Raw genomic sequence first — 25,204 nt, forward strand, 5'->3', positions numbered from 1 at the left:
GCTTCACTGTAGCCGTGGCACAGCGGGGCCGCCGACGCACGGTCTTGACAGCCGCTCGGGCGGACGGCAAGGGTGGGGCGCACGTCCGGGCCTGCAGGCCGGCGGCGGCCCCACGAGGAGGAGCGGTCCATGAGTTCAGCGCAGACGGCGGATGCGAACGCCTCGGTCCCGATCGCCCGCGTGGTGCTGGTGGCCGCGACCGCCGCCCTCGGCGGCTTCCTGTTCGGCTTCGACACCGCGGTCATCAACGGCGCCGTGGCAGCGATCGGCGAGGAGTTCGACGCCGGACCGTTCCTGCTGGGATTCTCGGTCGCCTCGGCGCTCATCGGCTGCGCGATCGGCGCGTGGTTCGCCGGCCGGATCGCCGACCGCTACGGCCGCATCCGCGTCATGATCATCGCCGCGACGCTGTTCATCATCAGCGCGCTCGGCTGCGGCTTCGCGTTCGGGATCTGGGACCTGTCGTTCTGGCGCATCGTCGGCGGCCTCGGCGTCGGTGCGGCCTCCGTGATCGCGCCTGCGTACATCGCCGAGGTATCACCCCCGGCCCAGCGCGGACGACTCGGATCGCTGCAGCAGATGGCGATCGTCATCGGCATCTTCGTCGCCCTCCTCACCGACGCCGCGATCGTCGCGGCCGCCGGGAGCGCCTCGTCGCCGTGGCTGTTCGGTATCGACGCGTGGCGCTGGATGTTCCTGTCGGAGCTCGTGCCCGCGGTGCTGTACGGGCTGCTGGCCCTGACGATCCCCGAATCCCCGCGCTACCTCATCGCACAGGGTGAGGTGGCGCGGGCGAAGAAGGTCCTCACCCGGTACGTCGGGGGCGACGTCGAGAAGACCACCACCGCCATCATCAAGACCGTCGAGAACCGCCCCGACCGGCCTCGCTTCGCGATCCTGCGCGGCTCGACGTTCGGACTGCTGCCCATCGTGTGGGTCGGCATCGGGCTCTCGGTCCTGCAGCAGTTCACCGGCATCAACGTGATCTTCTACTACTCCAGCGTGCTGTGGCAGGCCGTCGGCTTCACCGAGCAGGACTCGCTCACCATCACCGTCATCACGTCGGTGACGAACATCCTCACGACGATCGTCGCCATCATGCTCGTCGACCGGATCGGCCGTAGACCCCTGCTGCTCGTCGGCGCCATGGGACAGTTCGTGTGCCTGGCGGTCCTGACGTTCATGTTCGCCACCGCGCCCGTCGTGGACGGGGAACCCGTCCTGCAGGGCGCCGCCGGGACCGTCGCGCTCGTCGCGGCGAACCTGTATGTCGTCTTCTTCGGCGCGTCGTGGGGACCGGTGGTGTGGGTGCTGCTGGGCGAGATGTTCAGCAACCGGATCCGTGCGATCGCCCTCTCGGTCGCCGCCTCGGCGCAATGGGCCGCGAACTTCGTGATCTCGACCACCTTCCCGGCGCTCGCCTCGGTCGGCCTGGGCCTGGCCTACGGGGTCTACACGTTCTTCGCGTTCGTAGCGATCTTCTTCGTCATCCGGTTCGTGCGCGAGACCAAGGGGCAGACCCTGGAGTCGATGCGCGACTGAGTACCGACGGGCGACGAGCGGTCCTAGGATTGCCTGATGCCCTCGCTCGGCCAGCTCATCGCGCCGCGGCGCCTCGGAACCGACTTCCGCTGGCTGCTGTCGTCATCGTGGACGAGCAACATCGGCGACGGCATCGCCCTCGCCGCCGCGCCCCTGCTGATCGCGTCGCTGACCTCGTCGCCGCTGCTGGTGGCGGCCGGGGCGATGATGCAGTTCCTGCCCTGGCTGCTGTTCGGCCTGCTGGCAGGAGCCGTCGCCGACCACCACGACCGGCGGCGGCTGGTGATGATCGCCAACGCCGCACGGGCTGTGGTCGTGGCGGCGCTGTGCGTCGTCCTCGTCACCGGTCAGGCCACGGTCTGGCTGGTCCTGGCCACGGCGTTCCTCTACGGCACGGCCGAGGTGTTCGCGGACTCGGCCGGCAGCACTCTTCTGCCGATGCTCGTCCGGCCCGCCGATCTCGGCATCGGGAATGCCCGGATGCAGGCCGGCTACCTCGTCGGAAACCAACTGGCAGGGCCCCCGCTGGGTGCCTTCCTGTTCGCGCTCGGATCGTTCTGGCCTTTCCTGCTGCAGGTTCTGTGCGTGTCGCTGGCCGTCGTCCTCATCTCGCGCATCGCACGCACGCCGGTGCCGACCGAGCCGTCGGCACCGCGAGAATCCAAGCTCGGCGCGGTGCGCGAGGGACTGCGATGGCTGCGGGGCAACGCACCCGTGAGGACGCTCATCGTCATCATCCTGGTGTTCAACGTCACGTGGGCCGCGCCGTGGGGCATCCTCGTGCTGTACGCGACCGAGCACCTGGACATGGGCCCCGTCGGCTACGGCGCCCTGACCACCGCGTCGGCGCTCGGCGGCATGGTCGCCATCTTCGGCTTCGGCTGGCTCGAGAAACGGGTGTCGTTCGCGACCCTCATGCGCGTGTGCCTGTCACTGGAAGTGGTGATGCACCTCGGGTTCGCCCTCTCGACCGCCGCCTGGGCGGCTTTCGTCATCATGTTCGGATTCGGTCTGTACGCGTTCATCTGGTCGACGATCTCGACCACGGTCCGCCAGCGCCTCGTCCCGCTCCCGCTGCAGGGCCGCATCGCCTCGGTGAACATGGTGGGGGTCTTCGGCGGTCTCGTCATCGGGCAGTTCATCGGCGGCATCCTGGCACAGCTGTTCGGACTGACCGCACCGTGGTGGTTCGCTTTCGCCGGGTCGGCGATCACCTTGGCGCTGGTATGGCGCTCGATCTCGCACATCGCCGCCGCGAAGCCGGTCCTCGATGCCGAGACGGCGGACGAGGTCGCGGCCGACGCGGAGCCCGGGGACGGCGGCCGTCCGCTGCGGGACTGACATCCGCGTCGCCGGGTGCGGACTCAGTCGGCGAACGAGCCGTAGACGGCGAGGGTGTTGGCTGCGAGCTGCGCGCACAGCTCGTCGATCCCGACGCCGAGTTCGTCGGCGAGGAAGCGCACCGTGACGGGGATGAGGTAGGGCGCGTTCGGCCGACCCCGGTGAGGCGTCGGCGTCAGGAACGGCGCGTCGGTCTCGACGAGGATGCGCTCGAGCGGGGTCACCGCGAGGGCGTCGCGGAGGTTCTGGGCGTTCTTGAACGTGACGTTGCCCGCGAAGGAGAGGTAGTAGCCGCGATCTGCGGCGACCCGGGCCATCGCCTCGTCGCCCGAGAAGCAGTGGAACACCGTGCGGTCGGGAGCTTCCACCCGCCGCAGCGTCTCGAGCACAGCGTCGTGCGCATCGCGATCGTGGATCTGCATGGCCACGCCGTGCTTCTTGGCCAGCGCGATGTGGGCCTCGAAGCTCTCGAACTGCGCCGGCAGCCCCGCCTCGTCGGTGCGGAAGAAGTCCAGGCCCGTCTCGCCGATCGCGCGCACACGCGGCTGAGAGGCGAGCTCGTCGATGACGGCGATGGCCTCGTCCAGGCGCCCGGCCTCGCGGTACGCCGGGGCCTCGTTGGGGTGGATCGCGACCGCCGCGAGGACCCGAGGGTCGGATGCCGCGGCCCACGCCGACCAGCGGCTCGACTCGATGTCGCCCCCGGCCTGCACGACCCCGACCACGCCGACCGCGGCGGCGCGTTCGAGCTGCTCAGCGAGCGTGAGCGGCTCGTCGCCGTCCTCGATCTCGAGATGGGCGTGGTTGTCGTACACCGGCACGCGCAGCGGCTCGGGCAGCGCCGGCCACCGGACGTCGCCGCGCCCGTCCTGCGAGCGGGTGCGGACGTAGCCGCTCGGGTCGCTCACGCCTGCTCGACGCGCGGGAAGAGCGGAGTGAGCGTCTGGACCGCGGTCCCCGGCTGCAGGCGTCCCCACTCCCCCGCCTCGCGCATCGGCTGGTCGAGGAGGGCGCCGAGCGCGTCGGAGGCGCCGAGCGCGGCCCACAGCTTCTCGGTCGCGATCGGCATCACCGGCGACAGCAGCGTGGCGAGAGCCCGGAGACCCTCGGCGGCGGTGTACAGCACCGTGCCGAGACGCTCGCGCTGCGCATCGTCCTTGGCCAGCGCCCACGGCTCGTTGTCGGTGATGTAGCCGTTCAGCTCGTCGACGATCGTCCAGATCGCCGAGATCGCCTCGTCGATGCGGAAGCGCTCGATCGCGGCGTCGGCCGCCGTCGCGGCATCCGATACCGTCCGCTGGATCGCGAGATCCCCCTCGGCGGCCTCGCCCGGGGCGGGGAGCACCCCGTCGAAATACCGCCCGATCATCGCGACGGTGCGCGAGGCGAGGTTCCCGAAGCCGTTGGCCAGCTCGGCCTGGTACCTCGCCGACAGGTCCTCCCACGAGAACGAGCCGTCCTGGCCGAACGCGATGGCCGACAGGAAGTAGAACCGGTACGCGTCCGAGCCGAACACGTCCGTGATCTCGGTCGGGGCGATGCCGGTCAGCTTGGACTTCGACATCTTCTCGCCGCCGACGAGCAGCCAGCCGTGTGCGAAGACACCGCGGGGCACCTCGACGCCGGCGGCCATCAGCATGGCCGGCCAGATGACCGCGTGGAAGCGCAGGATGTCCTTGCCGACGACGTGGTAGGCCGGCCAGCGGCGGGCGAACTGCTCGGGGTCGGTGCCATAGCCGATGGCCGTGGCGTAGTTGAGCAGCGCATCGACCCACACGTAGATGACGTGGCTCTCGTCCCACGGCACCTTGATGCCCCAGTCGAAGGTCGACCGCGAGATCGACAGGTCCTTCAGGCCGCTCTTGACGAACGAGACGACCTCGTTGCGCGCCGAGTCGGGCCGGATGAAGTCGGGGACGCTGCGGTAGAGCTCCAGCAGACGGTCCTGGAACTCGCTGAGCTTGAAGAAGTAGTTCTTCTCCTGCAGGAGCTCCAGCGGCTTCGAATGGATCGCGCAGACCTTGAGCCCCTCGAAGGGCCCCGCGCCGTCGACGATCTCGGCCTCGGTCTTGAACTCCTCGCAGCCGACGCAGTACAGCGCCTCGAACTCGCCGGCGTAGATGTAGCCGCGGTCGAAGATCGCCTGCACGAACTCGCGCACCCGCTCCTCGTGGCGCGGCTGCGTGGTGCGGATGAAGTCGTCGTTGGCGACGTCGAGCGTGTCGAGGACGGGGAACCACGACTCGCTGACGAGCTTGTCGACCCACTCCTGCGGCGTGGCGCCGTTGGCCGCGGCGGCGCGCAGCATCTTCTGACCGTGCTCGTCGGTGCCGGTGAGCATCCAGGTGTCGTCGCCGGCCTGCCGGTGCCAGCGCGCGAGCGTGTCCACCGCCACCGTGGTGTACCCGTGCCCGATGTGCGGGACATCGCTCGGGTAGTAGATCGGCGTGGTGATGTAGAAGGATCGCCCGGAAGTCACCTGGAGATTCTAGTTCGGCGTCGGGACGCGCCCCGCCGTGTGACACCTCGGCGGGCGGCCACCGCGCCGGGCGCGGCCGTTCACGCGCTCTCGCGCACGACGAGCGTCGTCGGGAGCGTGATGGGGCCGGGGTCCTGCCCGGCGATGACGTCCAGGAGCAGACCGACCATCTCGTCGCTGATGCGATCCCACGGCTGGCGCATGGTCGTCAAGGGCGGCTCGTGGGTGGCGGCGAGGCCGGAGTCGTCGAACCCGGCGACCGCGATGTCCTCGGGCACGCGCAGACCCGCCTTCCGGAGGGTCGCGATCGCACCGGCGGCCATGCGGTCGCTCGCGGCGAAGACCGCATCGATGTCGCGGGTGCGCTCCAGCAGCTGCGCCATCGCCGCGGCACCCGAGTCATGCGAGTAGTCGCCCGTGGCCACGAGGTCGGGGTCGAAGTCGTCGCCGAGCTCGTCGCGGTACCCGACCAGCCGGTAACGCCCGCCGGGGGTGTCGGGCGGGCCGGCGATCATCGCGATGCGCCGGTGGCCCCGCGAGCGCAGATACCGCGTCATCTCGCGCGCCGAGGCGATCTCGTCGACCGACACCGTGGGCACCTCGGCCCGATGACCGAGGGGGATGCCGCAGGCCACGGTCGGGACCCCGGCGGCCAGGAGCTCCTCCAGCAGCGGGTCTGACTCGTGGGAGGAGATCAGCATGACGCCGTCGACGTGGCCGGTGCTGACGAAGTGCGTCACGTTCGCACGCTCCGCGGGGGTGCCCGCCACCAGCAGCACGAGGGTCATCGACCGCTGCGAGAGCGCCTCGGCGGCCCCGCGCAGCAGCAGGGCGAAGGTCGGGTCATCGAAGAGGAGGTGCTGCGGCTCGGTGAGGAGGAAGGCGAGCGAGCCGGCCCGTCCGGTCGCGAGACTGCGTGCCGCGTGGTTGGCGGTGTAGCCGGTCCGGCGGATGGCCTCCTCGACGGCCTCGCGCGCATCGGGCGACACCCAGTGCCCGCCGTTGATCACGCGCGAGACGGTGCCGCGCGACACCCCGGCCGCCGCCGCGACGTCGCGGATCGTCGGGCGTCGCCGCACGGTCGTCGTCTCGTCCACGTCCGCACTCTACCGGCCCTCGCGGCCGTTCCGTCGACGCCGCGGCCGGCGAACTGGGACCGGTCACAGTTCGGTAACGGTTGGCCGCGATCGGTCGCCTCCCTCCCCGGGTGCGGGTGAGACTGTGACCGGTCCCAGTTACGCGAGCCGGATGCCGCCCCGAGTCGGGTGGGCACCGGCCGCCTCATCCCCGAAACCCGATGGAGTGTTCATGACCTCGCCGCACGCATGGCCCGCGATCAGCGGAATCGCCTACGGAGGCGATTACACGCCCGAGCAGTGGCCCCGCGAGGTGTGGCGCGAAGACGTGGCCCTCATGCACGAAGCCGGCGTGAACCTCGTCAGCGTCGGGATCTTCTCCTGGGCGCTGCTGGAGACCAGCGAGGGCGAGTTCGATTTCGCGTGGCTGGACGAGCTGCTCGACCTCCTCCACACCCACGGCATCGCGGTGGACCTCGGAACCCCCACTGCCTCCCCGCCGGCCTGGTTCTTCGCGCAGCATCCCGACGCCCGGGTGATCACCCGCGACGGCACCGTCATGGGTTTCGGCGCCCGCGGCATGGCATCGCACTCGTCGCCGGCGTACCGCGAGGCGATCGTGCGGATCGCGTCGGCGCTCGCCGAGCGCTACGGCTCGCACCCCGCCGTCGTGATGTGGCACGTCCACAACGAATACGGCGTCCCGGTCGGCGAGGACTACTCCCCGCAGTCGGTCGCCGCCTTCCGCGCATGGCTGCGCGAACGCTACGGAACCCTCGATGCCCTCAACGCCGCATGGGGAACGACGTTCTGGGGTCAGCACTACGGCGCGTGGGATCACATCGGCGCTCCGGCTGCCGCGCCGTCGGTGGTAAATCAGAGCCAGCGGCTCGACTTCGCCCGGTTCACCGACCACCAGCTGCGGGCGTGCTTCATCGCCGAGCGCGACGCGATCCGCGTCCACGCCGATCAGCCGATCACCACGAACTTCATGGCCAATCAGAGCTGGACGACCGACATGTGGGCGTGGGCGCGAGAGGTCGACATCGTCGCCGACGACCACTACCTGTGGGCGGCCGACGCCGAAGGCGAGATCGGTCTGGCGATCGCCGCGGACCTCACCCGCTCGGTCGGCGGAGGAAAGCCGTGGATCCTCATGGAGCATTCGACCTCGGCGGTGAACTGGCAGCCGCGCAACATCGCCAAGCGTCCCGGCGAGATGGCCCGCAACTCGCTGTCGCACTTCGCGCGCGGCGCCGACGCCGTCCTGTTCTTCCAGTGGCGCGCCTCGCGCTTCGGAGCCGAGAAGTTCCACTCCGCGATGATCCCCCACGCCGGGACCGGCTCCCGGGTGTGGCGCGAGGTCGTCGAGCTGGGCGGGGCGCTGCAGCGGGTCGCCGAGGCACGCGGGTCGCGGGTGCACGCCGACGTCGCGATGCTGTGGGACTTCGAGTCGTTCTGGGCCCAGGACCTGGAGTGGCGCCCGTCGGTGGACGTCAGCCACGCGGAGCGGATCCGGGCTTTCTACGAGCGGCTGTGGCGCGACGGCATCACCGTGGACTTCGCCCTCCCCGGCCACGATCTGTCGGCGTACCGCCTCGTGGTCGTCCCCGCGCAGTACCTGCTGAGCGCCGCCGACGCCGAGAACCTCACCCGCTACGTCGCCGGCGGCGGCACGCTGGTCGTGTCGTTCTTCTCCGCCGTCGTCGACGAGCACGACGCCGTCCATGCCGGCGGCTACCTGGCGCCGCTCGCGGACGCGCTCGGCGTGACCGTCGAGGAGTTCCTGCCGCTTCGCGACGGCGACACCTGCACCCTCGACTGGAGCGGCGAGAGCCCGGCGACGCTCGCCGCCGACGCGTGGGCGGAGGATCTCGTCCTCGCCGGCGCCGAGGTCGTGGCGACCTACGCCGACGGTCCGGGCGCCGGCGGACCCGCGATCACGCGGCACCGCCACGGCGCGGGAACCGGTTGGTACGTCAGCACCCGACTGGACGCCGACGGGCTTCGCACGGTCATGGACGCCGTGTACGCCGACGCGGGCGTCACGCCTCCCGCCCATCCCGACGGGCTCGAGGTCGTCGTTCGTCGCGGCGACGACGCCGACTATCTCGTGGCCATCAACCACCGGGACGAACCGGCCGCGCTCGCCGCCTCCGGACACGAGCTCCTCCGCGGCGACGACGTCGGCGGCACCCTGACCATCCCCGGGGGCGGCGTCGCCGTCCTCCGCACCGCCTCGCGGTAGCCGACCGGCCACCGCCCGCCCCTCGGTCGTGAAGACGCGACGACGCAGAGTCACCCGACGACGACCGATCTCTGAAAGGAAACGAATATGCGCACCTCCATCGCATTCGGCGCTCTCGCCCTGACCACCACGGTGGTGCTGGCGGGCTGCAGCTCGGGCGGAGCACCCGAGTCCGCCGAGGAACCCGCCGTCGACGGCAGCGGAGCCGAACTCGTCGTCTGGACCGACGAGGAGCGCGAACAGGCCGTCGCCGACGCCGCCGCGGCCTTCGAAGAAGAGACCGGCGCGACGGTGACGATCGTGCAGAAGAACTTCGAGGACCTGCGCAACGACTTCATCGCGCAGGTGCCCACCGGCGAGGGCCCCGACATCACCGTCGGCGCCCACGACTGGCTCGGCGCCCTCGTCGCAGCCGGCGTCGTCGACACGATCGACCTCGGCGACACCGCTTCGGAGTTCGAGCAGGTGGCCCTGGACGCCATGACCTACGACGGTCAGCTCTACGCGCTGCCCTACTCGCTCGAGACGATCGCGCTGGTCCAGAATGTCGAGATGGTCGGCGAGGAGGCCCCCGCGACGTGGGACGAGATGATCGCCACGGCCGAGGAGGCCGGCGCCGAGCGTCCGTTCGTCATCAACACCGCCGGAGAGACCGGCGACGGCTACACGATGTACGGCTTCCAGACCTCGTTCGGCGCTCCGGTGTTCGTCCAGGACGAGAGCGGCTCGTACACGAATGAAGTGGGCATGGGCGGCGAGGCCGGCGAGGCCTTCGCGACCTGGCTCGGCGAGAACGGCGCCGACGGCACCGGGATCATCTCGACCACCGTCGACTACGACATCAACAACGAGCTGTTCAACTCGGGCGAGGCGCCGTACACGATCCAGGGACCGTGGGCGATCAGCTCGTACCCGGACGTCGAGGTCGCGGTGAACCCGATCCCCTCCGCGGGCGGCGAGACCGCAGCGCCGTTCGTGGGCGTCCAGGGCTTCTACCTCAGCTCGCAGTCCGACAACGCCCTCCTCGCCCAGGAGTTCCTCGTGAACCACCTCGGCACCGAAGAGGCGCAGCGCGCGCTGTACGAGGCGGACCCCCGCATCCCGGCGTGGTCGGCTCTGGCCGAAGAGGTGTCCTCCGACCCGATCATCGCGGGCTTCCTCGCGTCGGCGCAGAACGGCGTCCCGATGCCGAGCATCCCCGAGATGGGCTCGGTGTGGGATCTCTGGAACGCCGCGCAGGCGCAGATCATCGGCGGCGCCGACCCGGTGTCCACCTGGAACACGATGGTCGACGACCTCGAGACGACGCTCGCCGGCTGATCCTCCGCGGTCCGTCCCGGGCCGCCCCCGACCGCCGGGAGGCGGGTGAGTGCCTCTCCCCGCCTCCCGGCACCATTCCCCTGACAGGAGCACCCATGTCGGTGACCGCACCCTCCCGTCCCCCGGCGCCCGCCGCGCCGCAGGACTCCGACGCCCACGGGCGCCGCTGGCGCGGCCCCGGCTGGGGGTTCCTCGCCAAGCTCGGCGTGATGGCGCTCGTGAACGCCTTCGGCGTGATGGCCATCCTCAGCGCGCTGCGGGCCGAGTCCTGGGTCATCCTCAGCGTGGCGGTCGTCCTCCTCGTGGTCGCCGACATCGTCTACTTCACCAAGCGCGCCCTGCCGTTGAAGTACCTGCTGCCCGGCCTGGTGTTCCTCCTGGTGTTCCAGGTGTTCATCTTCGGCTACACCGCCTACATCGCCTTCACCAACTACGGCACCGGTCACGCGGGGTCGCAGGAGCAGGCGGTGGAGGCGGCCCTCATCCAGGGCGAGAGACGCGTCGAGGGCTCACCCACCTACCCGCTCGCCGTGGTCGAGAACGCCGGCGTGCTCGGCTTCGCCGTCGTCGGCGACGGAGGCGTCGTCCAGGTCGGCAGCGCCGACGAGCCCCTCGCCGACGCCCCGCAGGCCGTGGTGGGCGACGGCGGCGCCCCCGCCGAGGTGCCCGGCTGGACGGTCGTCCCGCGCGCCGCCCTCATCTCGGATCAGGCGCTGCAGGACGAGGTCGTGAACCTGCGTGTGCCGGTCTCGGACGACCCCAACGACGGCTCGATCCGCACGCGCGACGGCTCATCGGGCGCGGTCTACCAGTCCACCCTGGTGTGGGATGCCGGTGCCCAGAGCATCACCGACACCACCACCGGCACGGTGTACACCGCCGACGATCGGGGGTCGTTCCTGTCGGCGGACGGGCAGCGCCTGCCCACCGGCTGGTACGTCAACGTCGGGTTCGACAACTTCGCGCGGCTGTTCGCCGACCCCGTTCTCGCGCAGACCCTGCTGACGGTGACGGTGTGGACGTTCGCCTTCGCGATCCTGTCGGTGGTGCTGCCGTTCGCCCTCGGCCTCGTCCTCGCGCTCATCTACAACGACGCGCGCCTCAAGGGCCGACGATTCCTGCGGACGCTGTACATCCTCCCCTACGCGTTCCCCGCCTTCATGTCGGCGCTTCTGTTCCGCGGGATGTTCAACGCCGAGTTCGGCGTCATCAACGACCTGTTCTTCTTCGGCGCGAACATCAACTGGCTGGGCGATCCCTGGCTCGCCCGCGGCGCTGTCGTGTGGGTGAATCTGTGGCTCACCTACCCGTACTACTTCCTGGTCTGCACGGGGGCGCTGCAGGCGCTGCCGGCAGACACCCTCGAAGCGGCATCCCTCGACGGCGCCGGGCGCACCCGGCAGCTGCGCTCGATCATCCTGCCGCTCGTACTCGTGGCCACCGCCCCGCTGCTGATCTCGTCGTTCGCGTTCAGCTTCAACAACTTCACCGTCATCTACATGTTCAACAACGGCGGTCCCGCGATCCCGGGGGCACCATACGCGCTCGGGTCCACCGACATCCTCATCTCGGCGATCTACGACATCTCGGGCGTCTCGGGCGGAGCGGCGGACTACGGTCTCGCGAGCGCCCTGTCGATCATCGTGTTCGCGGTCGTCGGCCTCATCTCGGCCATCGCCTTCCGCCAGACCCGCAAGCTCGAGGAGTTCATGTGATGTCCGTCACCACCGCCTCCCCCACGAAGCGGATGCCGCGCCCCGCCGTCGACCGCAGCGCCACCCGGCGCCGCCGATGGCTGCTGGAGGTGGGCTGGAAGTACCTGCTGGCCGCGTTCGTGATCTTCTACGCGATCTTCCCGCTGGTCTACGTGCTGTCGGCCTCGCTCAACCCCCGCGGCACCCTCGCCGCCAGCAACGCGCTGTTCAGCGTCATCGACGTCGCCAACTTCGCCGCGCTCGCCGAGACGAGCTACTGGACGTGGGCGGCCAACACGCTCATCGTCGGCGGCAGCGCCGCCATCGGCGCGGTGCTCATGGGCGCCGCCGCCGCCTACGCGTTCTCGCGATTCCGCTTCTCGGGCCGCCGGGCGAGCCTCACCGGCCTGCTCATCATCCAGATGTTCCCGCAGGCGCTGGCCTTCGTCGCGATCTTCCTGATGCTGCTGGCGCTCGGCGAGGTGGTGCCGGTGCTCGGCATCAACTCGAAGATCGCGCTGATCTGCGTGTACCTCGGCGGCGCCCTCGGCGTGAACACCTTCCTGATGTACGGCTTCTTCAACACCGTCCCCATCGAGATCGACGAGTCGGCGAAGATCGACGGCGCCACCCACGCGCAGATCTTCTGGCAGCTGATCATCCCCCTCGTCACCCCGATCCTCGCCGTCGTGGCGCTGCTGGCCTTCATCGCCGCGTTCGGCGACTACATCATCGCCAAGATCGTCCTGGTGTCCGAGGACAACTGGACGCTCGCGGTCGGGATGTACCAGTGGGTCTCGAACCAGCTCGCCTCCAACTGGGGACTGTTCGCCGCCGGCGCGGTGCTGGCCTCGATCCCCGTCCTCGTCCTGTTCCTGTCGCTGCAGCGCTACATCGTCGGCGGCCTCACCGCGGGGTCCGTCAAGGGCTGACCCCGCACGTCCCGTGATCAACGTCGATCGGAGAAACACCGTGTCCCCCACCCGTCCCCGCACCGCCCCCGCATCCCGTGCGGCCGGATCCCCGGCCCGGCGGTCGCCCGCGGCCGCCGTCGCGGCATCCCTGGCCCTGGTCGCCACCGCGACGATCGCGCCGCCGGCCGCCGCCGCCGAAGAGGGCCCGGTCGATGCCGGCATCGTGGTCGAGAAGGTCGAGAACCTTCCCGCCGACTTCGTCAACGGCGTCGACGTGTCGTCGGTGCTCTCGCTGGAGGAGTCGGGCGTCGTCTTCCGCGATGCCGCCGGCGAGCCTGCCGACCTCTTCGACGTGCTCGCCGACGCCGGCGTCACCGACGTCCGGGTCCGCGTGTGGAACGACCCCTTCGATGCCGAGGGCAACGGCTACGGCGGCGGCAACGTCGACGTCGAGCGCGCGGTCGAGATCGGAACACGCGCGACGGATGCCGGGCTCGGCGTGCTCGTGGACTTCCACTACTCCGACTTCTGGGCCGACCCCGCCAAGCAGCAGGCACCCAAGGCGTGGGCGGAGCTCGGCGTCGCCGACAAGGCGGCGGCCGTGCGGGAGTTCACCGCGGACGCGCTGACGCGGTTCGCCGCCGCGGCCGTCGACGTCGAGATGGTGCAGGTCGGCAACGAGACCAACAACGCCGTCGCCGGCGTCACCGGCTGGGACGGGATGGCGCAGATCTTCTCGGCCGGTGCCGCCGCCGTGCGAGACGTCCTGCCCGACGCGCTCCTCGCGGTGCACTTCACCAACCCCGAGTCGAGCGGTCGGTACGCCGGATACGCGCAGAACCTCGCCTCACGCGGCGTGGACTACGACGTCTTCGCGTCCAGCTACTACCCGTTCTGGCACGGCAGCCTCGACAACCTCACCGCGGTGCTGTCGGACGTGGCCGTCACGCACGGCAAGCAGGTCATGGTCGCCGAGACCTCATGGGCCCGCACGCTCGAGGACGCCGACGGGCACCCCAACGTGATCGACACGCCCGCCGAGGCGACCGCGTACCCCGTGAGCGTGCAGGGACAGGCCACCGCGGTGCGCGACGTCATCCAGGCGGTCGCCGACGTCGGCGAGGCGGGGCTCGGCGTCTTCTACTGGGAGCCCGCGTGGCTGCCGGTGGGCCCCGCCGCCGACCTCGAGCAGAACCGTCTGCTCTGGGAGCGCGACGGGTCGGGATGGGCCACGAGCTTCGCGGGCGAGTACGACCCGCACGACGCCGGGCAGTGGTACGGCGGTTCGGCGTGGGACAACCAGGCGCTGTTCGCGAATAACGGCACGCCGCTGGAATCGCTCAACGTCTTCCGGTACGTCCGGACGGGCGCCGTCGCGCCGCGCGCGGTCACCGATGTCGAATCCGTGTCGGTGACGATCGCGGACGGACAGGAGCTCTCCCTCCCCGCCACCGTCGAGGTGACGTACAACGACGGCAGCGTCGAGGAGCAGACGGTGACGTGGTCGGAGGCGGCCGCGTGGATCGACGGACCGGGCACGTACCAGGTGTCCGGAACGACCTCGGGCGGTCACGCCACCGCGGCGACGGTGACCGTGACCTCGCAGAACCTGCTGCGCAACGGCGGCTTCGAAGAGGCGGACCGCTCCATGTGGACCACGAGCGGCCAGGGGCTCACGGTCGGGAGCACCGACGATCCTCGGACGGGCACCCGTTCGGCGCACTTCTACGCCGGATCGGCCTTCTCCTTCACCCTCGGCCAGACGGTCACCGGCCTGCCCGCCGGTGAGTACATCGCCCGCGGGGCGCTGCAGGGCGACGGTGAGGATGCCGGGAGCACCGTCGAGCTGTCCCTGTCGAGCTCGTCCGGATCCACCGCAGCGGCACCGTTCGCGATGAACGGCTGGCGCACCTGGTCGGTGCCCGCGACGGCCGCCGTCGACGTCCCCGAAGGCGGATCGGCGACCGTGGCGGTCTCGGCGGCGCTGCCGGGCGGAGCGTGGGGCACGATCGACGATCTGGAGCTCGTCCGCGCGCTTCCCGAGGGGGCGGACACCGCGGCGCTGCGCGAACTCGTCGAGCGGGCCGGGGGCGTCGACCGGGACCTCTACACATCCGGTTCGCTCGCACAGCTGGACGTCGCCGTCGAGATCGCCCACGTCGTCCTGAGTGCGCTCGCCCCCGAGGACACGACCGTCGATGAGGCCACGACGCTGCTCCGAACGGCGGTCGACGGCCTGGTGACCACCGACGACGCCGTCGAGCCGCCGGCACGGGCCCGACTGTCACAGGTCGACGCCCCCGGTGCCGACCGGCGCGACGGGGACTACGTCGTCCGGATGAGCCTGCCGCACGGCGTCAACGGCACGTCGCTGCGGGTGTACGAGAACGGCGATCTGCTCGCCACGCTGCCCCTGACATACGCGGGCGACGGGGCGCAGACCGCCGATCTCGAGATCGCCGGCCGTGCTGCGGGCAGCTACGTCTACACAGGTGAGCTGATCAACTCGCAGGGCGCCACCGCGGTCAAACCGCTCACGGTGCGGGTGGATCCGCGCCCGAGCGGGAACACTCCGCGCGGCCGCTGAGGCATCTCGGCCGGGAGGGCGGGCGGCATCAGCCGTCCGTGCCCTCCCGGCCGAGGGTCGCCTGATACAGCTCCCGCGAGGAGTGACCGGTGTGCGCCGCGACTTCGGACGCGGCATCCTTTCGCCGAACACCCGAGGCGACGAGATCGCGCACCTGCGCCACGGCGTCGGCGAACGACACGGTTCGGGGCTCGGCGCCGGCGACGACGACGACGAGCTCTCCGCGCACGCGGTCGGCCGCCCATTCGACGAGCTCGGCGAGTGTGCCGCGGACGACCTCCTCGTGGAGCTTGGTCAGCTCCCGGCAGACGGCGGCACGGCGGTCGGCGCCGAAGGCGTCGCGCATGGCCGCGAGCGTCTCGGCGATCCGCAACGGCGCCTCGAAGAACACCATCGTGCGCGGCTCCGCGGCGAGGGCCGCGAGAGCCGCCCGGCGCTCCCCGGGCTTCCGGGCGAGGAAGCCTTCGAACGTGAAGCGGTCGGTGGGCAGCGCCGAGACCGCGAGCGCGGTGAGGACGGCGCTCGGACCCGGCAGCGCCGTCACCGTGACGCCGGCGGCTGCCGCGGCGGCGACGACGGCGAACCCCGGGTCGCTCACCGTCGGCATGCCCGCATCGCTGAGAAGGACGACGTCCTCGGTGCGGGCGAGCTCGACCAGATCGCCGGCCCGCTGCTTCTCGTTGTGGTCGTGCAGGGCGATCAGACGAGGGCGGTTGTCGATGCCCAGCCCGGCGAGCAGGCGCTGGGTGGTGCGGGTGTCTTCGGCGGCGACGACGGTGGCGGCGGACAGGACCTCCACGAGCCGGCGGGACGCGTCGCCGAGATTGCCGATGGGGGTGGCGGCGAGGATGAGCATCACGCCAGCCTAAGCGAGCCGGGCAGTAGCGATATCATCAGCGACGCGATCCGTCAAGGGCCCGGGATCGCGGACCCCTCCAGGTAGAAAAGGTGAACACCTCTTCGAACCCGACGAACCTGGAGACCTCCACCATGGCGATGACGGCGACGTTCACCCGGACCGCTCTTCCCGCACCCCGGCGCATCCGCTGGGCCTCCGCCGACCGCGGCGTGCTGGTCGGCAACGACGCGGGAACGGCCGCCGGGCGCATCCAGGAGGTCGCCGGCGGGTATGTCGCCATCGACGCCCGCGGTGCGGGGGTCGGACGCTTCGACACGCTGCGCGAGGCCAAGAGCGCCCTCACCGGCATCCGTCGCCGCGGCCGCCGCGGAATGCGGCCCTCGGCCGAGCGAGTCGCGTTCGCCACGGCCACGGTGGCCGGCGCCATCGCCCTCGGCACCGCCGCGACCGCCATGACGACCCTGTTCGTCTGACACGGCGCACACCCGCGACCCCCGCACGGGCACGACCCCCGTAGACCTCGAAGGCGGGTCAGCGGGAATCGTGCTTCGGCACGGGGTCGATCTGATCGACGGCATGACGCAACCGCTCGAGGCAGTCGACCACCACGCGCATCTCGTCGTCTGTCATCTCCGCCACCGCGGCGATCATCCGCTCGTGCATCGCCCCCAGGGTGCGGCGGACGTCTTCGTCGGTCGCGGGCGTGGGCACCACCACGATGCTCCGCCGGTCGGTGGGGTGGCGCTCGCGCCGCGCGTGGCCGGAGGCCTCGAGGCGATCGATCAGGGCCGTCATGGACGCCGTCGAGATGCCGAGCCGGCGCGTGAGGTCGGACGGGGTCAGGACTCGCCCCTCGCGTTCCGCGTGCAGCAGATGCCGCACCACCGCCATGTCGTTCTCGCCCATCCCCATCGACGCGCGCGTGCGCGAGCGCATCGCCACCTCGGCGGCGCGGTAGCGGCGGAAGGACTGCAGGAGCGCGACGGCGTGACGGCGGTGGGAATCATCGTCCACGCCGTACCAGTAGCCGCTGTCGGCGGGCTGATCAGCCACGAAACGCATCCTAGCCCCGCTCCCGCGCCGCGACCGGCGGACACCCGCGGCGCGCCTTCGCCGCGCGACGCCGCCCGTAGGCTTGTCGGGTGACCACCGCCGTCGAGCCGCTCCTGCCCGCGACGCGGCAGTCGCTGTACGACCGCTGGACCGCTCGCCTGCACGTCGACGACCGGCTGCGGCGGCTGTACGCGTGGCTCGGACCGACCCTGGTGGTCGTCCTGGCGGGCGTGCTGCGGTTCTGGAACCTCGCGCACCCGCACGACCTGATGAACCAGTTCGACGAGACCTTCTACGTGAAGGATGGGTGGAGCCTCTCGCAGCTCGGGTACGAGGGAGCCTGGCCCGAGAACGCCAACGAGAGCTTCCTGGCGGGCGATGTCGGCGTCTTCTCGACCGACCCCGCCTTCGTGGTGCACCCCCCGCTCGGCAAGTGGATCATCGCCCTCGGGATGCTCGCCTTCGGGCCGGAGTCCGGCTGGGGGTGGCGGTTCACGACCGCTCTCCTCGGCACGGCCGCCGTTCTCGTGCTGATGCTGCTGGCCCGCCGGATGACCGGCTCGACGAACGTCGCGGTCGTGGCGGGGCTCTTCCTGGCGGTGGACGGACTCGCGGTGGCGATGAACCGCGTCGCGCTCCTGGACACCTCGCTGACCTTCTTCGTGCTCCTCGCGTTCCTGTTCGTGGTCATCGACCGGGAGCGCACGTCCGACAGGGTCGCCGCCACGCTGGCAGCCCGCCGCGGCGGCGAGGCCCCTGCGCCGCGGTGGGGACCGCTGCTGTGGAACCGGCCCTGGATCCTCGCAGCGGGGGCCGCCCTGGGCGCCGCGTCGGCGATCAAGTGGTCGGGCGCGTGGGTCCTGGCCGCGCTCGGCGTGTACCTGGTCGTCACCGACGCGCTCGCCCGCCGGCGCGCCGGGGTGCTGCTGTGGCCCACCGATGCCGTGCGGCAGGGGGCGGTCACGTTCGTGCTGCTGGTTCCCGTGGCGTTCGTGGTCTATCTGGCGTCGTGGACGGGGTGGCTCGTGACCGACGGCGGCTACGACCGCCACGCGGCCGACGCCGCCCCCGCCACCGGGTTGTGGTCATGGGTGCCGCTGCCGTTGCAGAGCCTGTGGATCTACCACCAGACGATGTACGCCTCGGCGGCGAACATCAACGGCGGGCACGTGTACTCCAGCCCCGCGTGGCAGTGGCCGCTGCTCGTCCGTCCCACCGGCATGTACTACCGGCACACGGCCGTCGGCGAGGACGGCTGCGCCTTCGCGAACGGGTGCACACAGGCGATCGCGAGCATGCCGAACCCGCTGCTGTGGTACGCCGGAATGGCCGCGGTGCTGTACCTGCTCTACCGTTTCGTCGTGGCCCGCGACTGGCGGGACGCGCTGATCCTGGTCGGCGTGGGATCGACGTACGCTCCCTGGCTGCTGTACCCGGATCGCACGATCTTCCAGTTCTACACCGTGCTGATGCTGCCGTTCGTGCTGCTGGCGCTGACCTTCGCACTGCGGACGATCGCCGGTCCCCGGCACGCGGACGACCATCGCCGTCTCACGGGGCAGCGGCTGGTCTGGGTGTTCGTGTGGGTCGCGCTGGGCCTGTCCGCGTTCTGGTACCCGGTCGTGACGGCGATGACCGTGCCCTACGACTTCTGGCACGCGCACATCTGGCTCCCCGGCTGGGCCTGAGCCCGGGCACCGGCACGGCGCGTGAGGTCGCGGCGGGCGGACCGGTGTGCTGCACGGGTCGGGGTGCCGCGCGCGGCCGGCTCAGGCGGGCGGCGTCGCGGATGCCGCGGCGCGGGCCGCGTGCGGGAGCGCGTCCAGGACGACCGACAGCGCGTCGTCATCGTGCGCAGCGGTGAGGAACCAGGCCTCGAACACGCTCGGCGGCAGCGCCACCCCGCGGTCGAGCATCTCGTGGAAGAAGGGCGCGTACCGCCACGTGTCCTGGGCGCGCGCATCGTCGTAGGTGCGGACGGGGGCGTCGCGGAAGGCGACCGAGAACAGGCTCCCGGCACGCGAGATCACATGCGCGACCCCGGCGGCCTCGAGCTCCGCGCCGAGCGCGGTGCGGACCGTGTCCGCCGCGGCATCCACCCGGTGGTAGACCTCGGCGTCGGCCGCGCGCAGCGTCGCGATACCCGCCGCCACCGCGAGCGGGTTCCCGCTCAGGGTGCCGGCCTGGTAGACCGGCCCGAGCGGTGCGAGCAGCTCCATCAGGTCGGCGCGCCCGCCGATCCCGGCCAGGGGCATCCCGCCGCCGATGACCTTGCCGAAGGTGATGAGGTCGGGGACCCACTCCCCCTCGTCCGCGGTGCCGACCGCACCGGAGCGCTCGAGGCCCCACCAGCCGGCGGGACCGACGCGGAAGCCGGTGAGCACCTCGTCGACGATGAGCAGCGCGCCGTCGGCGTGGACGGCGTCGGCGAGGAACCGGTTGAATCCGGCATCCGGGACCAGGACGCCTGCGTTCGCGCCGGCCGCCTCGGTGATGACGGCGGCGATGCGCCCCGGGTGGGCGGCGAAGGCGGCCGCCACGGCCTCGCGGTCGTTGTAGGGCAGCACCAGGGTCAGGGCGGCGATGTCGGCGGGCACGCCGGCCGACCCGGGCAGGCCCAGGGTCGCGACTCCCGAGCCGGACTCGGCGAGGAGGCCGTCGGAGTGTCCGTGGTAGTGGCCGGCGAACTTCACGATGACGTCGCGCCCCGTGGCGCCGCGCGCGATGCGGATGGCGGTCATCGTCGCCTCGGTGCCTGTCGACACCATCCGCAGGCGCTCGACGCCGCGCACGCCGTCGACGGTGAGACGCTCGATGACGGCCTCGGCCAGCTCGGTCTCGGCCGGCGTGGATGCGCCGAACGACAGCCCGCGGGCCGCCGCGCGCTGCACGGCGTCGACGACCTCGGGATGCGCGTGACCGAGGAGTGCCGGGCCCCACGAGGCGACGAGGTCGACGTAGCGCCGTCCGGTGACGTCCTGCACGCGGGCGCCTTCGGCGGCGACGATCGACAGCGGCGTGCCGCCGACGGACCCGAACGCGCGGACGGGCGAGTTCACGCCGCCGGGGATCACGGCGCGGGCGCGGGCGGCGGCGGCGTCGTTGGTGGCGGAGCCGTGGGCGGCGTCGGTGAGGACGGTCATGCGCGGGAGATCCTTTCGGCGACCTCGATCGCCCAGTAGGTCAGCACCGCGTCGGCGCCGGCGCGGAGGATGCTGACGAGCGACTCGTCGACGGCGCGGTCGCGGTCGATCCAGCCGTGCGCGGCGGCGGCCTCGATCATGGCGTATTCGCCGCTGACCTGGTAGGCCCACACGGGCACGGGGCTGGTGGCGGCCGCGTCGGCGAGGACGTCGAGATAGCTCATCGCCGGCTTCACCATGACGATGTCGGCGCCTTCGTCGATGTCGAGGGCCACCTCGCGTGCGCCTTCGCGTCGGTTGCCGGGATCGAGCTGGTACGTGCGGCGGTCGCCCTGCAGCGACGACTGAACGGCCTCGCGGAACGGACCGTAGAAGGCCGAGGCGTACTTCGCCGCGTAGGCCAGCAGGGCCACGTCACCCCGCCCGGCGTCGTCGAGCGCGGCGCGGATGACCGCGGTCTGGCCGTCCATCATCCCCGACATCCCCAGCAGCTGGGAGCCGGACGCCGCCTGGGCGAGCGCCATGTCGCGGTACCGCTCGAGGGTGGCGTCGTTGTCGACCAGGCCCCGGTCATCGAGCACGCCGCAGTGCCCGTGGTCGGTGAACTCGTCCAGGCACAGGTCGGTCTGCACGACGAGGGCGTCGCCCGCCTCGGCGACGGCGACCTCGGTCGCGATGTTCAGGATGCCGTCGGCGGCGGTGGCGCCGGATCCGGTCGCGTCCTTGTGCTCGGGCACGCCGAACAGCATCACTCCGCCGATGCCGGCGGCGGCCGCGCGCTGCAGCTCGACCTTCAGCGAGTCGAGCGAGTGCTGCACGACGCCCGGCATGGACGAGATGGGGACCGCGGCGTCGGCGCCCTCGCGGACGAACAGCGGAAGGACGAGCTTCGCCGGATCGATGCGGGTCTCGCCGGTCAGGCGACGCCACGCGGGTGTGGCACGCAGGCGGCGCGCACGGACGGCGGGGAACGACGCGGTCATCGGTCCTCCTCGGGGCGGGCGCCGAGCGGCGCCAGGTCGGCGGCCCCGGCGGCCAGCAGTTCGGCCGAGACGCGCTCGGCCAGCTCGGCGGCGGAGTCGTCGTCGAGCACGGCGGCGTGGGAGCTCGTCAGCTGCGCACTGCCGTCGACGCGGTAGATCCGCGCCGTGAGGAACAGCATCCCGTCCTCGACGAAGGAACGCGCGCCGATCGGGGCGGCGCACCCGGCTTCCAGGCGTGCGAGCACACCCCGCTCGGCCTCGGCGGCCAGGCGCGTGGGGCGGTGGTCGACGCGCGCGGCGAGCGCCTCGTCGCCGGTGCGGGTTTCGACGGCCAGCGCGCCCTGCGCGGGGGCGGTGGGCCAGCGGTCGAGGTCGAACAGCTCGGTCGCGGCGTCGGAGCGCCCGAGCCGCTCCAGCCCTGCGGCGGCGAGCACCACCGCGTCGAGCCCGCGCTCTGGGTCGGCGTCGCCGACGCGCGCGAGCCGCGTGTCGATGTTGCCGCGGATGTCGACGACGTCGAGGTCGGGCCGGCGCGCGGCGAGCTGGGCACGGCGGCGCGGCGAGCCGGTTCCGACGCGAGCGCCCTCGGGGAGGGTCTCGAGAGTGAGTCCGTCCCGTGCGCACAGGGCGTCCCGCGCGTCGGCACGGCGCGGCACCGCCGCGATCGACAGCCCGTCGATGGGCGCGGTGGGAAGGTCCTTGTACGAGTGCACGACGGCATCGACCTCGCCGGCCAGCAGGGCCTCGCGCAGGGCCGCGGCGAACACGCCCGCACCGCCGAGCGACGCCAGCGACGCCGTGGAGCGGTCCCCCTCGGACTGGATGATGACGAGCTCGCCGCCGAGGGCGTCGGCCACGGTGCCCGCCTGGGCCGTCGCCAGCGCGCTGCCGCGGGTGCCGATGCGCAGCGTCACGCCACCACCTCGGCGACCTCATCGGCAGTGATCATGCGTCCGGTGAAGAACGGCACCTCTTCGCGCACGTGGCGTCGGGCTTCGGTGGCCCGCAGGTACCGCATGAGGTCGACGAGGTCCACCGGGTCGTCGGCCTCGAGGGCCAGCAGCCATTCGTAGTCCCCGAGCGCGAAGCTCGCCACGGTGTTGGACTGCACCTGCGGGTAGTCGCGTCCCTTCAGCCCGTGCTCGCGCAGCATCTGGCCGCGCTCCTCTGCGGGCAGGACGTACCACTCGTAGCTGCGGACGAACGGGTACACCGTGACCCACTGCTTGGGCGGCAGGCCGCGCGAGAACGCCGGCGCGTGGTCGCGGCTGAACTCGGCCTCGCGGTGGACGCCGAGCGCGTTCCACGTCGGAAGCAGCGGGGCGAGCTCGCGCGAGCGCCGGAGCGTGCGCAGATCCGCCTGCAGCCCCTCCGCGGTGTGTCCGGTGAGCCACAGCAGGATGTCGGCGTCGGCGCGGAGGCCCGAGACGTCGTAGATCGCGCGCAGGCTGGGCAGGTCGGCGGCGAGGTGCGCCAGGGAGGTCGCGTCCCCGGGGGCCGACGAGGGGTGCGGGTCGCGGCGGAGCACGGCCCACAGGGCGTAGTGGTCGACCGGGGTGCTGTCGTTCTCGTTCTCGCTCACGGTTCCATCCTCTCCCGTCCGGGCGCGTCCGGACTCTTCGATGACGCCTCGAGAAGGGTGCGGGCGACCCCCTCGGCGTGTCCCACCACCGCGGCCAGGCCCGTGCCCCCCGCGGTCTCGCCCACCACCGGCATCCCGGGGGCCTCGTCCTTCTCGGCGCGGCGCCAGGTGATCGCGACGGCGTCCTCGATCTCGACCACGGGAGCGCCGAGCAGCACGCCGAGGTCGCGGGCGGCCGTGGTCGCGGCATCCGCGGGCTCGCCGTCGTACGACAGCCGCACGGCATGGCGACCCGGGAGCGCATCGGCGATCCACGACCATTTCGCCGTCAGGTGGGTCAGCGCGCGGGCGGTGACGCCGGGGGCGTCGGGGGCGACGAGGATGCCGGTGCCGCGCGGAGCGCGATCGAGCGCCGGGGCGTCCACGACGAGGGTGACGAGGGTGAGCACTCTGCCGGCCTGTTCCCGGGTCGGGTCGGGCATGGCGCGGACGACATGGCCCCGCGCGCGGACGCCGTCGACCGTGAGGCCGTCGGCGGTGATGTCCTCGACGACGCGGCCCGTCTCGATGCGCGCGCCGGCAGCGACGGCGTCCGCGGCGAGCGCGTGCGGAAGGCGGTGCATGCCGCCGCGGATCCCGGCGACCTGCGACCCCGCCGGCGCCGCGGCGCGAAGGGAGGCCACCGCCGCCGCGAGGGACCCGTGGGCGAGCACGCGCGCGCGAAGGCCGGGCACCGCCGACTCGACCGGCACGTCGTCGGCATCGCGGGAGTGGACGCCGCGCACGACCGGCCCGACGAGCCCGTCGACGACTCCCGCTCCCATGCGCGCGCGCACGAGCGCGCCGAGGGTGGCGGCATCCTGCCCCACCTCCGCCGGCAGGAGCAGGTCGAGGCGGGCGCGCAGTGCCGCGCGGCGGCCGATCACGCGGGCCACGTCCCGTGCCGCGGGGTCGCCGGGGATGCCGAGGATGCCGGTGGACGGCAGCGGCACGGCGGTGCCGTCGGAGCGGTGCAGCCACGCCGGCGCGGGGCTGGGGGTGACGATGTCGTCGGCCATGCCGAGTTCGGCGAGGAGTGCGGCCACGACGCCGCCGCGGGTCGCGAAGGACTCGGCCGCGGCGTCGAGGTCGACGCCGGCCACGCGGATCGGCGCGACCTGACCGCCGACGCGGTCCGCGCGTTCGAAGACGCGCACGGAGCGACCCGCGAGCGCGAGGCGCCGGGCGAGGACGAGCCCGCCCACGCCCCCTCCGGCGATGAGGACCTCAGAGGTCATGCACGAGGTCCACGATCCGGCTGAGCACGTCGGGGTCGGTCTCGGGCGGCACGCCGTGCCCGAGGTTCACGATGTGCGCGGGCGCCGCGGCGCCGCGCTCGACCACGTCGCGGACGTGGCGCTCGATGAGCGGCCAGGGCGCCGTGAGGAAGGCCGCGTCGATGTTGCCCTGCAGCGGAACGGCACCGCGGAGCCGGCGGTTGGCCTCGTCCAGCGGCAGGCGCCAGTCGATGCCGACGACGTCGGCTCCGATTCCGGGAAGGACGTCGAGCACATCGCCCATGCCGAGCCCGAAGTGGATCTTCGGCACGTCCAGGCCGCGCAGCGCGTCGAAGGCACGACGGGAATGGGGGCTGACGCGGCGCACGTAGTCGTCGCGCGAGAGCGACCCGGCCCATGAGTCGAACAGCTGCACCACGCTCGCACCGGCGAGCACCTGGGCCTCGAGGAACGCGCCGGTGACGTCCGCACACCAGTTCAGCAGCGTGGACCACGTGCGCGGGTCGGTGCGCATCAGCGCGCGGGTGCGCAGCTGGTCCTTGGACGGCCCGCCCTCCACGAGATAGCTGGCGAGGGTGTACGGAGCACCGCCGAAGCCGATGACCGGGCGATCGCCGAGCTCGGCCGCGACGATGCCGACGGCCTCCGAGATCGGGGCGAGCGCCTCCGGCTCGATCGGTCGGAGTCTGAGCACGTCCGACGCGGAGCGCACCGGCTCGTCGAGCACAGGTCCCCGGCCGGGGACGATGCGCACACCCACCCCGGCGAGCAGGACGGGCACGACGATGTCGCTGAAGAACACCGCCGCGTCCACACCGTGGCGACGCACCGGCTGCAGGGTGATCTCGGCGGCGAGGGCGGGGTCGAGGCACGCGTCGAGCATGTCGGTCCCCATGCGCAGTTCGCGGTACTCGGGAAGGGACCGGCCCGCCTGGCGCATGAACCACACCGGAAGGGTTTGGGGCCGGTCGCCGCGCGCGGCCCGCACGAGGGGCGCGGCGGCGGTACGGCCGCTCGCGAGCGGGTGGTCGACGGGCAGCGAAGTGACGGCGGATGACACCCGACAAGGGTACGCGGCCCGTCTCCGTGAAGGTGTCGGGAACGAC

20 protein-coding genes are annotated in these 25,204 nt (G+C 71.9%); 9 read left to right on the plus strand and 11 right to left on the minus strand.

Translation table 11 applies throughout. The annotated features are described in order from the left end of the window. The first annotated feature begins 129 nt into the window (after window positions 1-129). Window positions 130-1,542, plus strand: coding sequence for a sugar porter family MFS transporter (locus NFR93_RS04905; RefSeq protein ID WP_251450480.1), 1,413 nt, complete (start codon window positions 130-132; stop codon window positions 1,540-1,542). 36 nt (window positions 1,543-1,578) lie between these two features. Continuing rightward, on the plus strand, window positions 1,579-2,883 hold the full coding sequence (locus tag NFR93_RS04910; protein WP_251450482.1) for an MFS transporter: 1,305 nt from the start codon (window positions 1,579-1,581) through the stop codon (window positions 2,881-2,883). 23 nt (window positions 2,884-2,906) lie between these two features. Here the strand turns inward: NFR93_RS04910 and NFR93_RS04915 are convergent, their stop codons facing one another. From NFR93_RS04915 to NFR93_RS04925, 3 genes are all read right to left on the minus strand, one after another. Next, on the minus strand, window positions 2,907-3,791 hold the full coding sequence (locus NFR93_RS04915; protein ID WP_251450485.1) for a TatD family hydrolase: 885 nt from the start codon (window positions 3,789-3,791) through the stop codon (window positions 2,907-2,909). Next, complete coding sequence (gene metG / locus NFR93_RS04920; protein ID WP_251450487.1) at window positions 3,788-5,362, minus strand: methionine--tRNA ligase; 1,575 nt, start codon at window positions 5,360-5,362, stop codon at window positions 3,788-3,790. The genes NFR93_RS04915 and metG overlap by 4 nt, the downstream gene beginning before the upstream one ends. An 80-nt stretch (window positions 5,363-5,442) precedes the next feature. Continuing rightward, window positions 5,443-6,459 carry a LacI family DNA-binding transcriptional regulator gene (locus tag NFR93_RS04925; RefSeq protein WP_251450489.1) on the minus strand — a complete coding sequence of 339 codons (1,017 nt, stop codon included), beginning with the start codon at window positions 6,457-6,459 and terminating at the stop codon, window positions 5,443-5,445. A gap of 211 nt (window positions 6,460-6,670) precedes the next feature. Here NFR93_RS04925 and NFR93_RS04930 point away from each other — a divergent pair, with 211 nt between their 5' ends. The 5 genes from NFR93_RS04930 (at window position 6,671) to NFR93_RS04950 (ending at window position 15,201) form a co-directional block, all read left to right on the plus strand. Further along, window positions 6,671-8,686, plus strand: a complete 2,016-nt coding sequence (locus NFR93_RS04930) for a beta-galactosidase (protein WP_251450491.1) — start codon at window positions 6,671-6,673, stop codon at window positions 8,684-8,686. Between the two features lie 87 nt (window positions 8,687-8,773). Next, a complete protein-coding gene (locus tag NFR93_RS04935; protein ID WP_251450493.1) occupies window positions 8,774-10,006 on the plus strand; it encodes a sugar ABC transporter substrate-binding protein in 1,233 nt (410 codons plus the stop codon). A gap of 95 nt (window positions 10,007-10,101) precedes the next feature. Continuing rightward, a complete protein-coding gene (locus NFR93_RS04940; protein WP_251450495.1) occupies window positions 10,102-11,721 on the plus strand; it encodes an ABC transporter permease subunit in 1,620 nt (539 codons plus the stop codon). Continuing rightward, complete coding sequence (locus NFR93_RS04945) at window positions 11,721-12,632, plus strand: sugar ABC transporter permease (protein ID WP_502846254.1); 912 nt, start codon at window positions 11,721-11,723, stop codon at window positions 12,630-12,632. The genes NFR93_RS04940 and NFR93_RS04945 overlap by 1 nt, the downstream gene beginning before the upstream one ends. A gap of 40 nt (window positions 12,633-12,672) precedes the next feature. After that, window positions 12,673-15,201 (plus strand): glycosyl hydrolase 53 family protein, encoded by a 2,529-nt coding sequence (locus tag NFR93_RS04950; RefSeq protein WP_251450497.1) that lies wholly within the window; start codon window positions 12,673-12,675, stop codon window positions 15,199-15,201. A 28-nt stretch (window positions 15,202-15,229) separates the two neighbouring features. Here the strand turns inward: NFR93_RS04950 and rsmI are convergent, their stop codons facing one another. Next, a complete protein-coding gene (gene rsmI, locus NFR93_RS04955; protein WP_251450499.1) occupies window positions 15,230-16,057 on the minus strand; it encodes a 16S rRNA (cytidine(1402)-2'-O)-methyltransferase in 828 nt (275 codons plus the stop codon). 92 nt (window positions 16,058-16,149) lie between these two features. Between rsmI and NFR93_RS04960 the strand changes: the two genes are divergently transcribed. Continuing rightward, complete coding sequence (locus tag NFR93_RS04960; protein WP_251450501.1) at window positions 16,150-16,533, plus strand: hypothetical protein; 384 nt, start codon at window positions 16,150-16,152, stop codon at window positions 16,531-16,533. A gap of 58 nt (window positions 16,534-16,591) precedes the next feature. On the opposite strand, the gene NFR93_RS04965 is transcribed toward NFR93_RS04960, so the two are convergent. After that, a complete protein-coding gene (locus NFR93_RS04965; protein WP_502846255.1) occupies window positions 16,592-17,113 on the minus strand; it encodes a MarR family winged helix-turn-helix transcriptional regulator in 522 nt (173 codons plus the stop codon). Window positions 17,114-17,202: 89 nt separating this feature from the next. Between NFR93_RS04965 and NFR93_RS04970 the strand changes: the two genes are divergently transcribed. Then, the gene (locus tag NFR93_RS04970) at window positions 17,203-18,801 is read left to right on the plus strand and encodes a dolichyl-phosphate-mannose--protein mannosyltransferase (protein ID WP_251450505.1); all 1,599 of its coding nucleotides are present in this window, start codon (window positions 17,203-17,205) and stop codon (window positions 18,799-18,801) included. An 81-nt stretch (window positions 18,802-18,882) separates the two neighbouring features. Here NFR93_RS04970 and hemL read toward each other — a convergent pair whose 3' ends face one another. The 6 genes from hemL to hemE are packed head-to-tail and all read right to left on the minus strand — an operon-like array spanning window position 18,883 to window position 25,158. After that, complete coding sequence (gene hemL, locus NFR93_RS04975; protein WP_251450507.1) at window positions 18,883-20,256, minus strand: glutamate-1-semialdehyde 2,1-aminomutase; 1,374 nt, start codon at window positions 20,254-20,256, stop codon at window positions 18,883-18,885. Further along, window positions 20,253-21,239: a porphobilinogen synthase gene (gene hemB / locus NFR93_RS04980; protein WP_251450509.1), complete on the minus strand. Its 987-nt coding sequence runs from the start codon at window positions 21,237-21,239 to the stop codon at window positions 20,253-20,255. The genes hemL and hemB overlap by 4 nt, the downstream gene beginning before the upstream one ends. Then, window positions 21,236-22,153, minus strand: a complete 918-nt coding sequence (gene hemC / locus NFR93_RS04985) for a hydroxymethylbilane synthase (RefSeq protein WP_251450511.1) — start codon at window positions 22,151-22,153, stop codon at window positions 21,236-21,238. Before hemC ends, hemB begins: the two co-directional genes overlap by 4 nt. Then, window positions 22,150-22,821 (minus strand): hydrogen peroxide-dependent heme synthase, encoded by a 672-nt coding sequence (hemQ, locus tag NFR93_RS04990; protein WP_251450513.1) that lies wholly within the window; start codon window positions 22,819-22,821, stop codon window positions 22,150-22,152. The genes hemC and hemQ overlap by 4 nt, the downstream gene beginning before the upstream one ends. Then, the gene (locus tag NFR93_RS04995; RefSeq protein ID WP_251450515.1) at window positions 22,818-24,098 is read right to left on the minus strand and encodes a protoporphyrinogen/coproporphyrinogen oxidase; all 1,281 of its coding nucleotides are present in this window, start codon (window positions 24,096-24,098) and stop codon (window positions 22,818-22,820) included. Before NFR93_RS04995 ends, hemQ begins: the two co-directional genes overlap by 4 nt. Beyond that, window positions 24,088-25,158 (minus strand): uroporphyrinogen decarboxylase, encoded by a 1,071-nt coding sequence (gene hemE, locus NFR93_RS05000; protein WP_251450517.1) that lies wholly within the window; start codon window positions 25,156-25,158, stop codon window positions 24,088-24,090. Before hemE ends, NFR93_RS04995 begins: the two co-directional genes overlap by 11 nt. Window positions 25,159-25,204: the final 46 nt, after the last annotated feature.

Origin of the sequence: Microbacterium sp. Marseille-Q6648, assembly GCF_943181415.1 — a bacterium.
GTDB lineage: Bacteria > Actinomycetota > Actinomycetes > Actinomycetales > Microbacteriaceae > Microbacterium.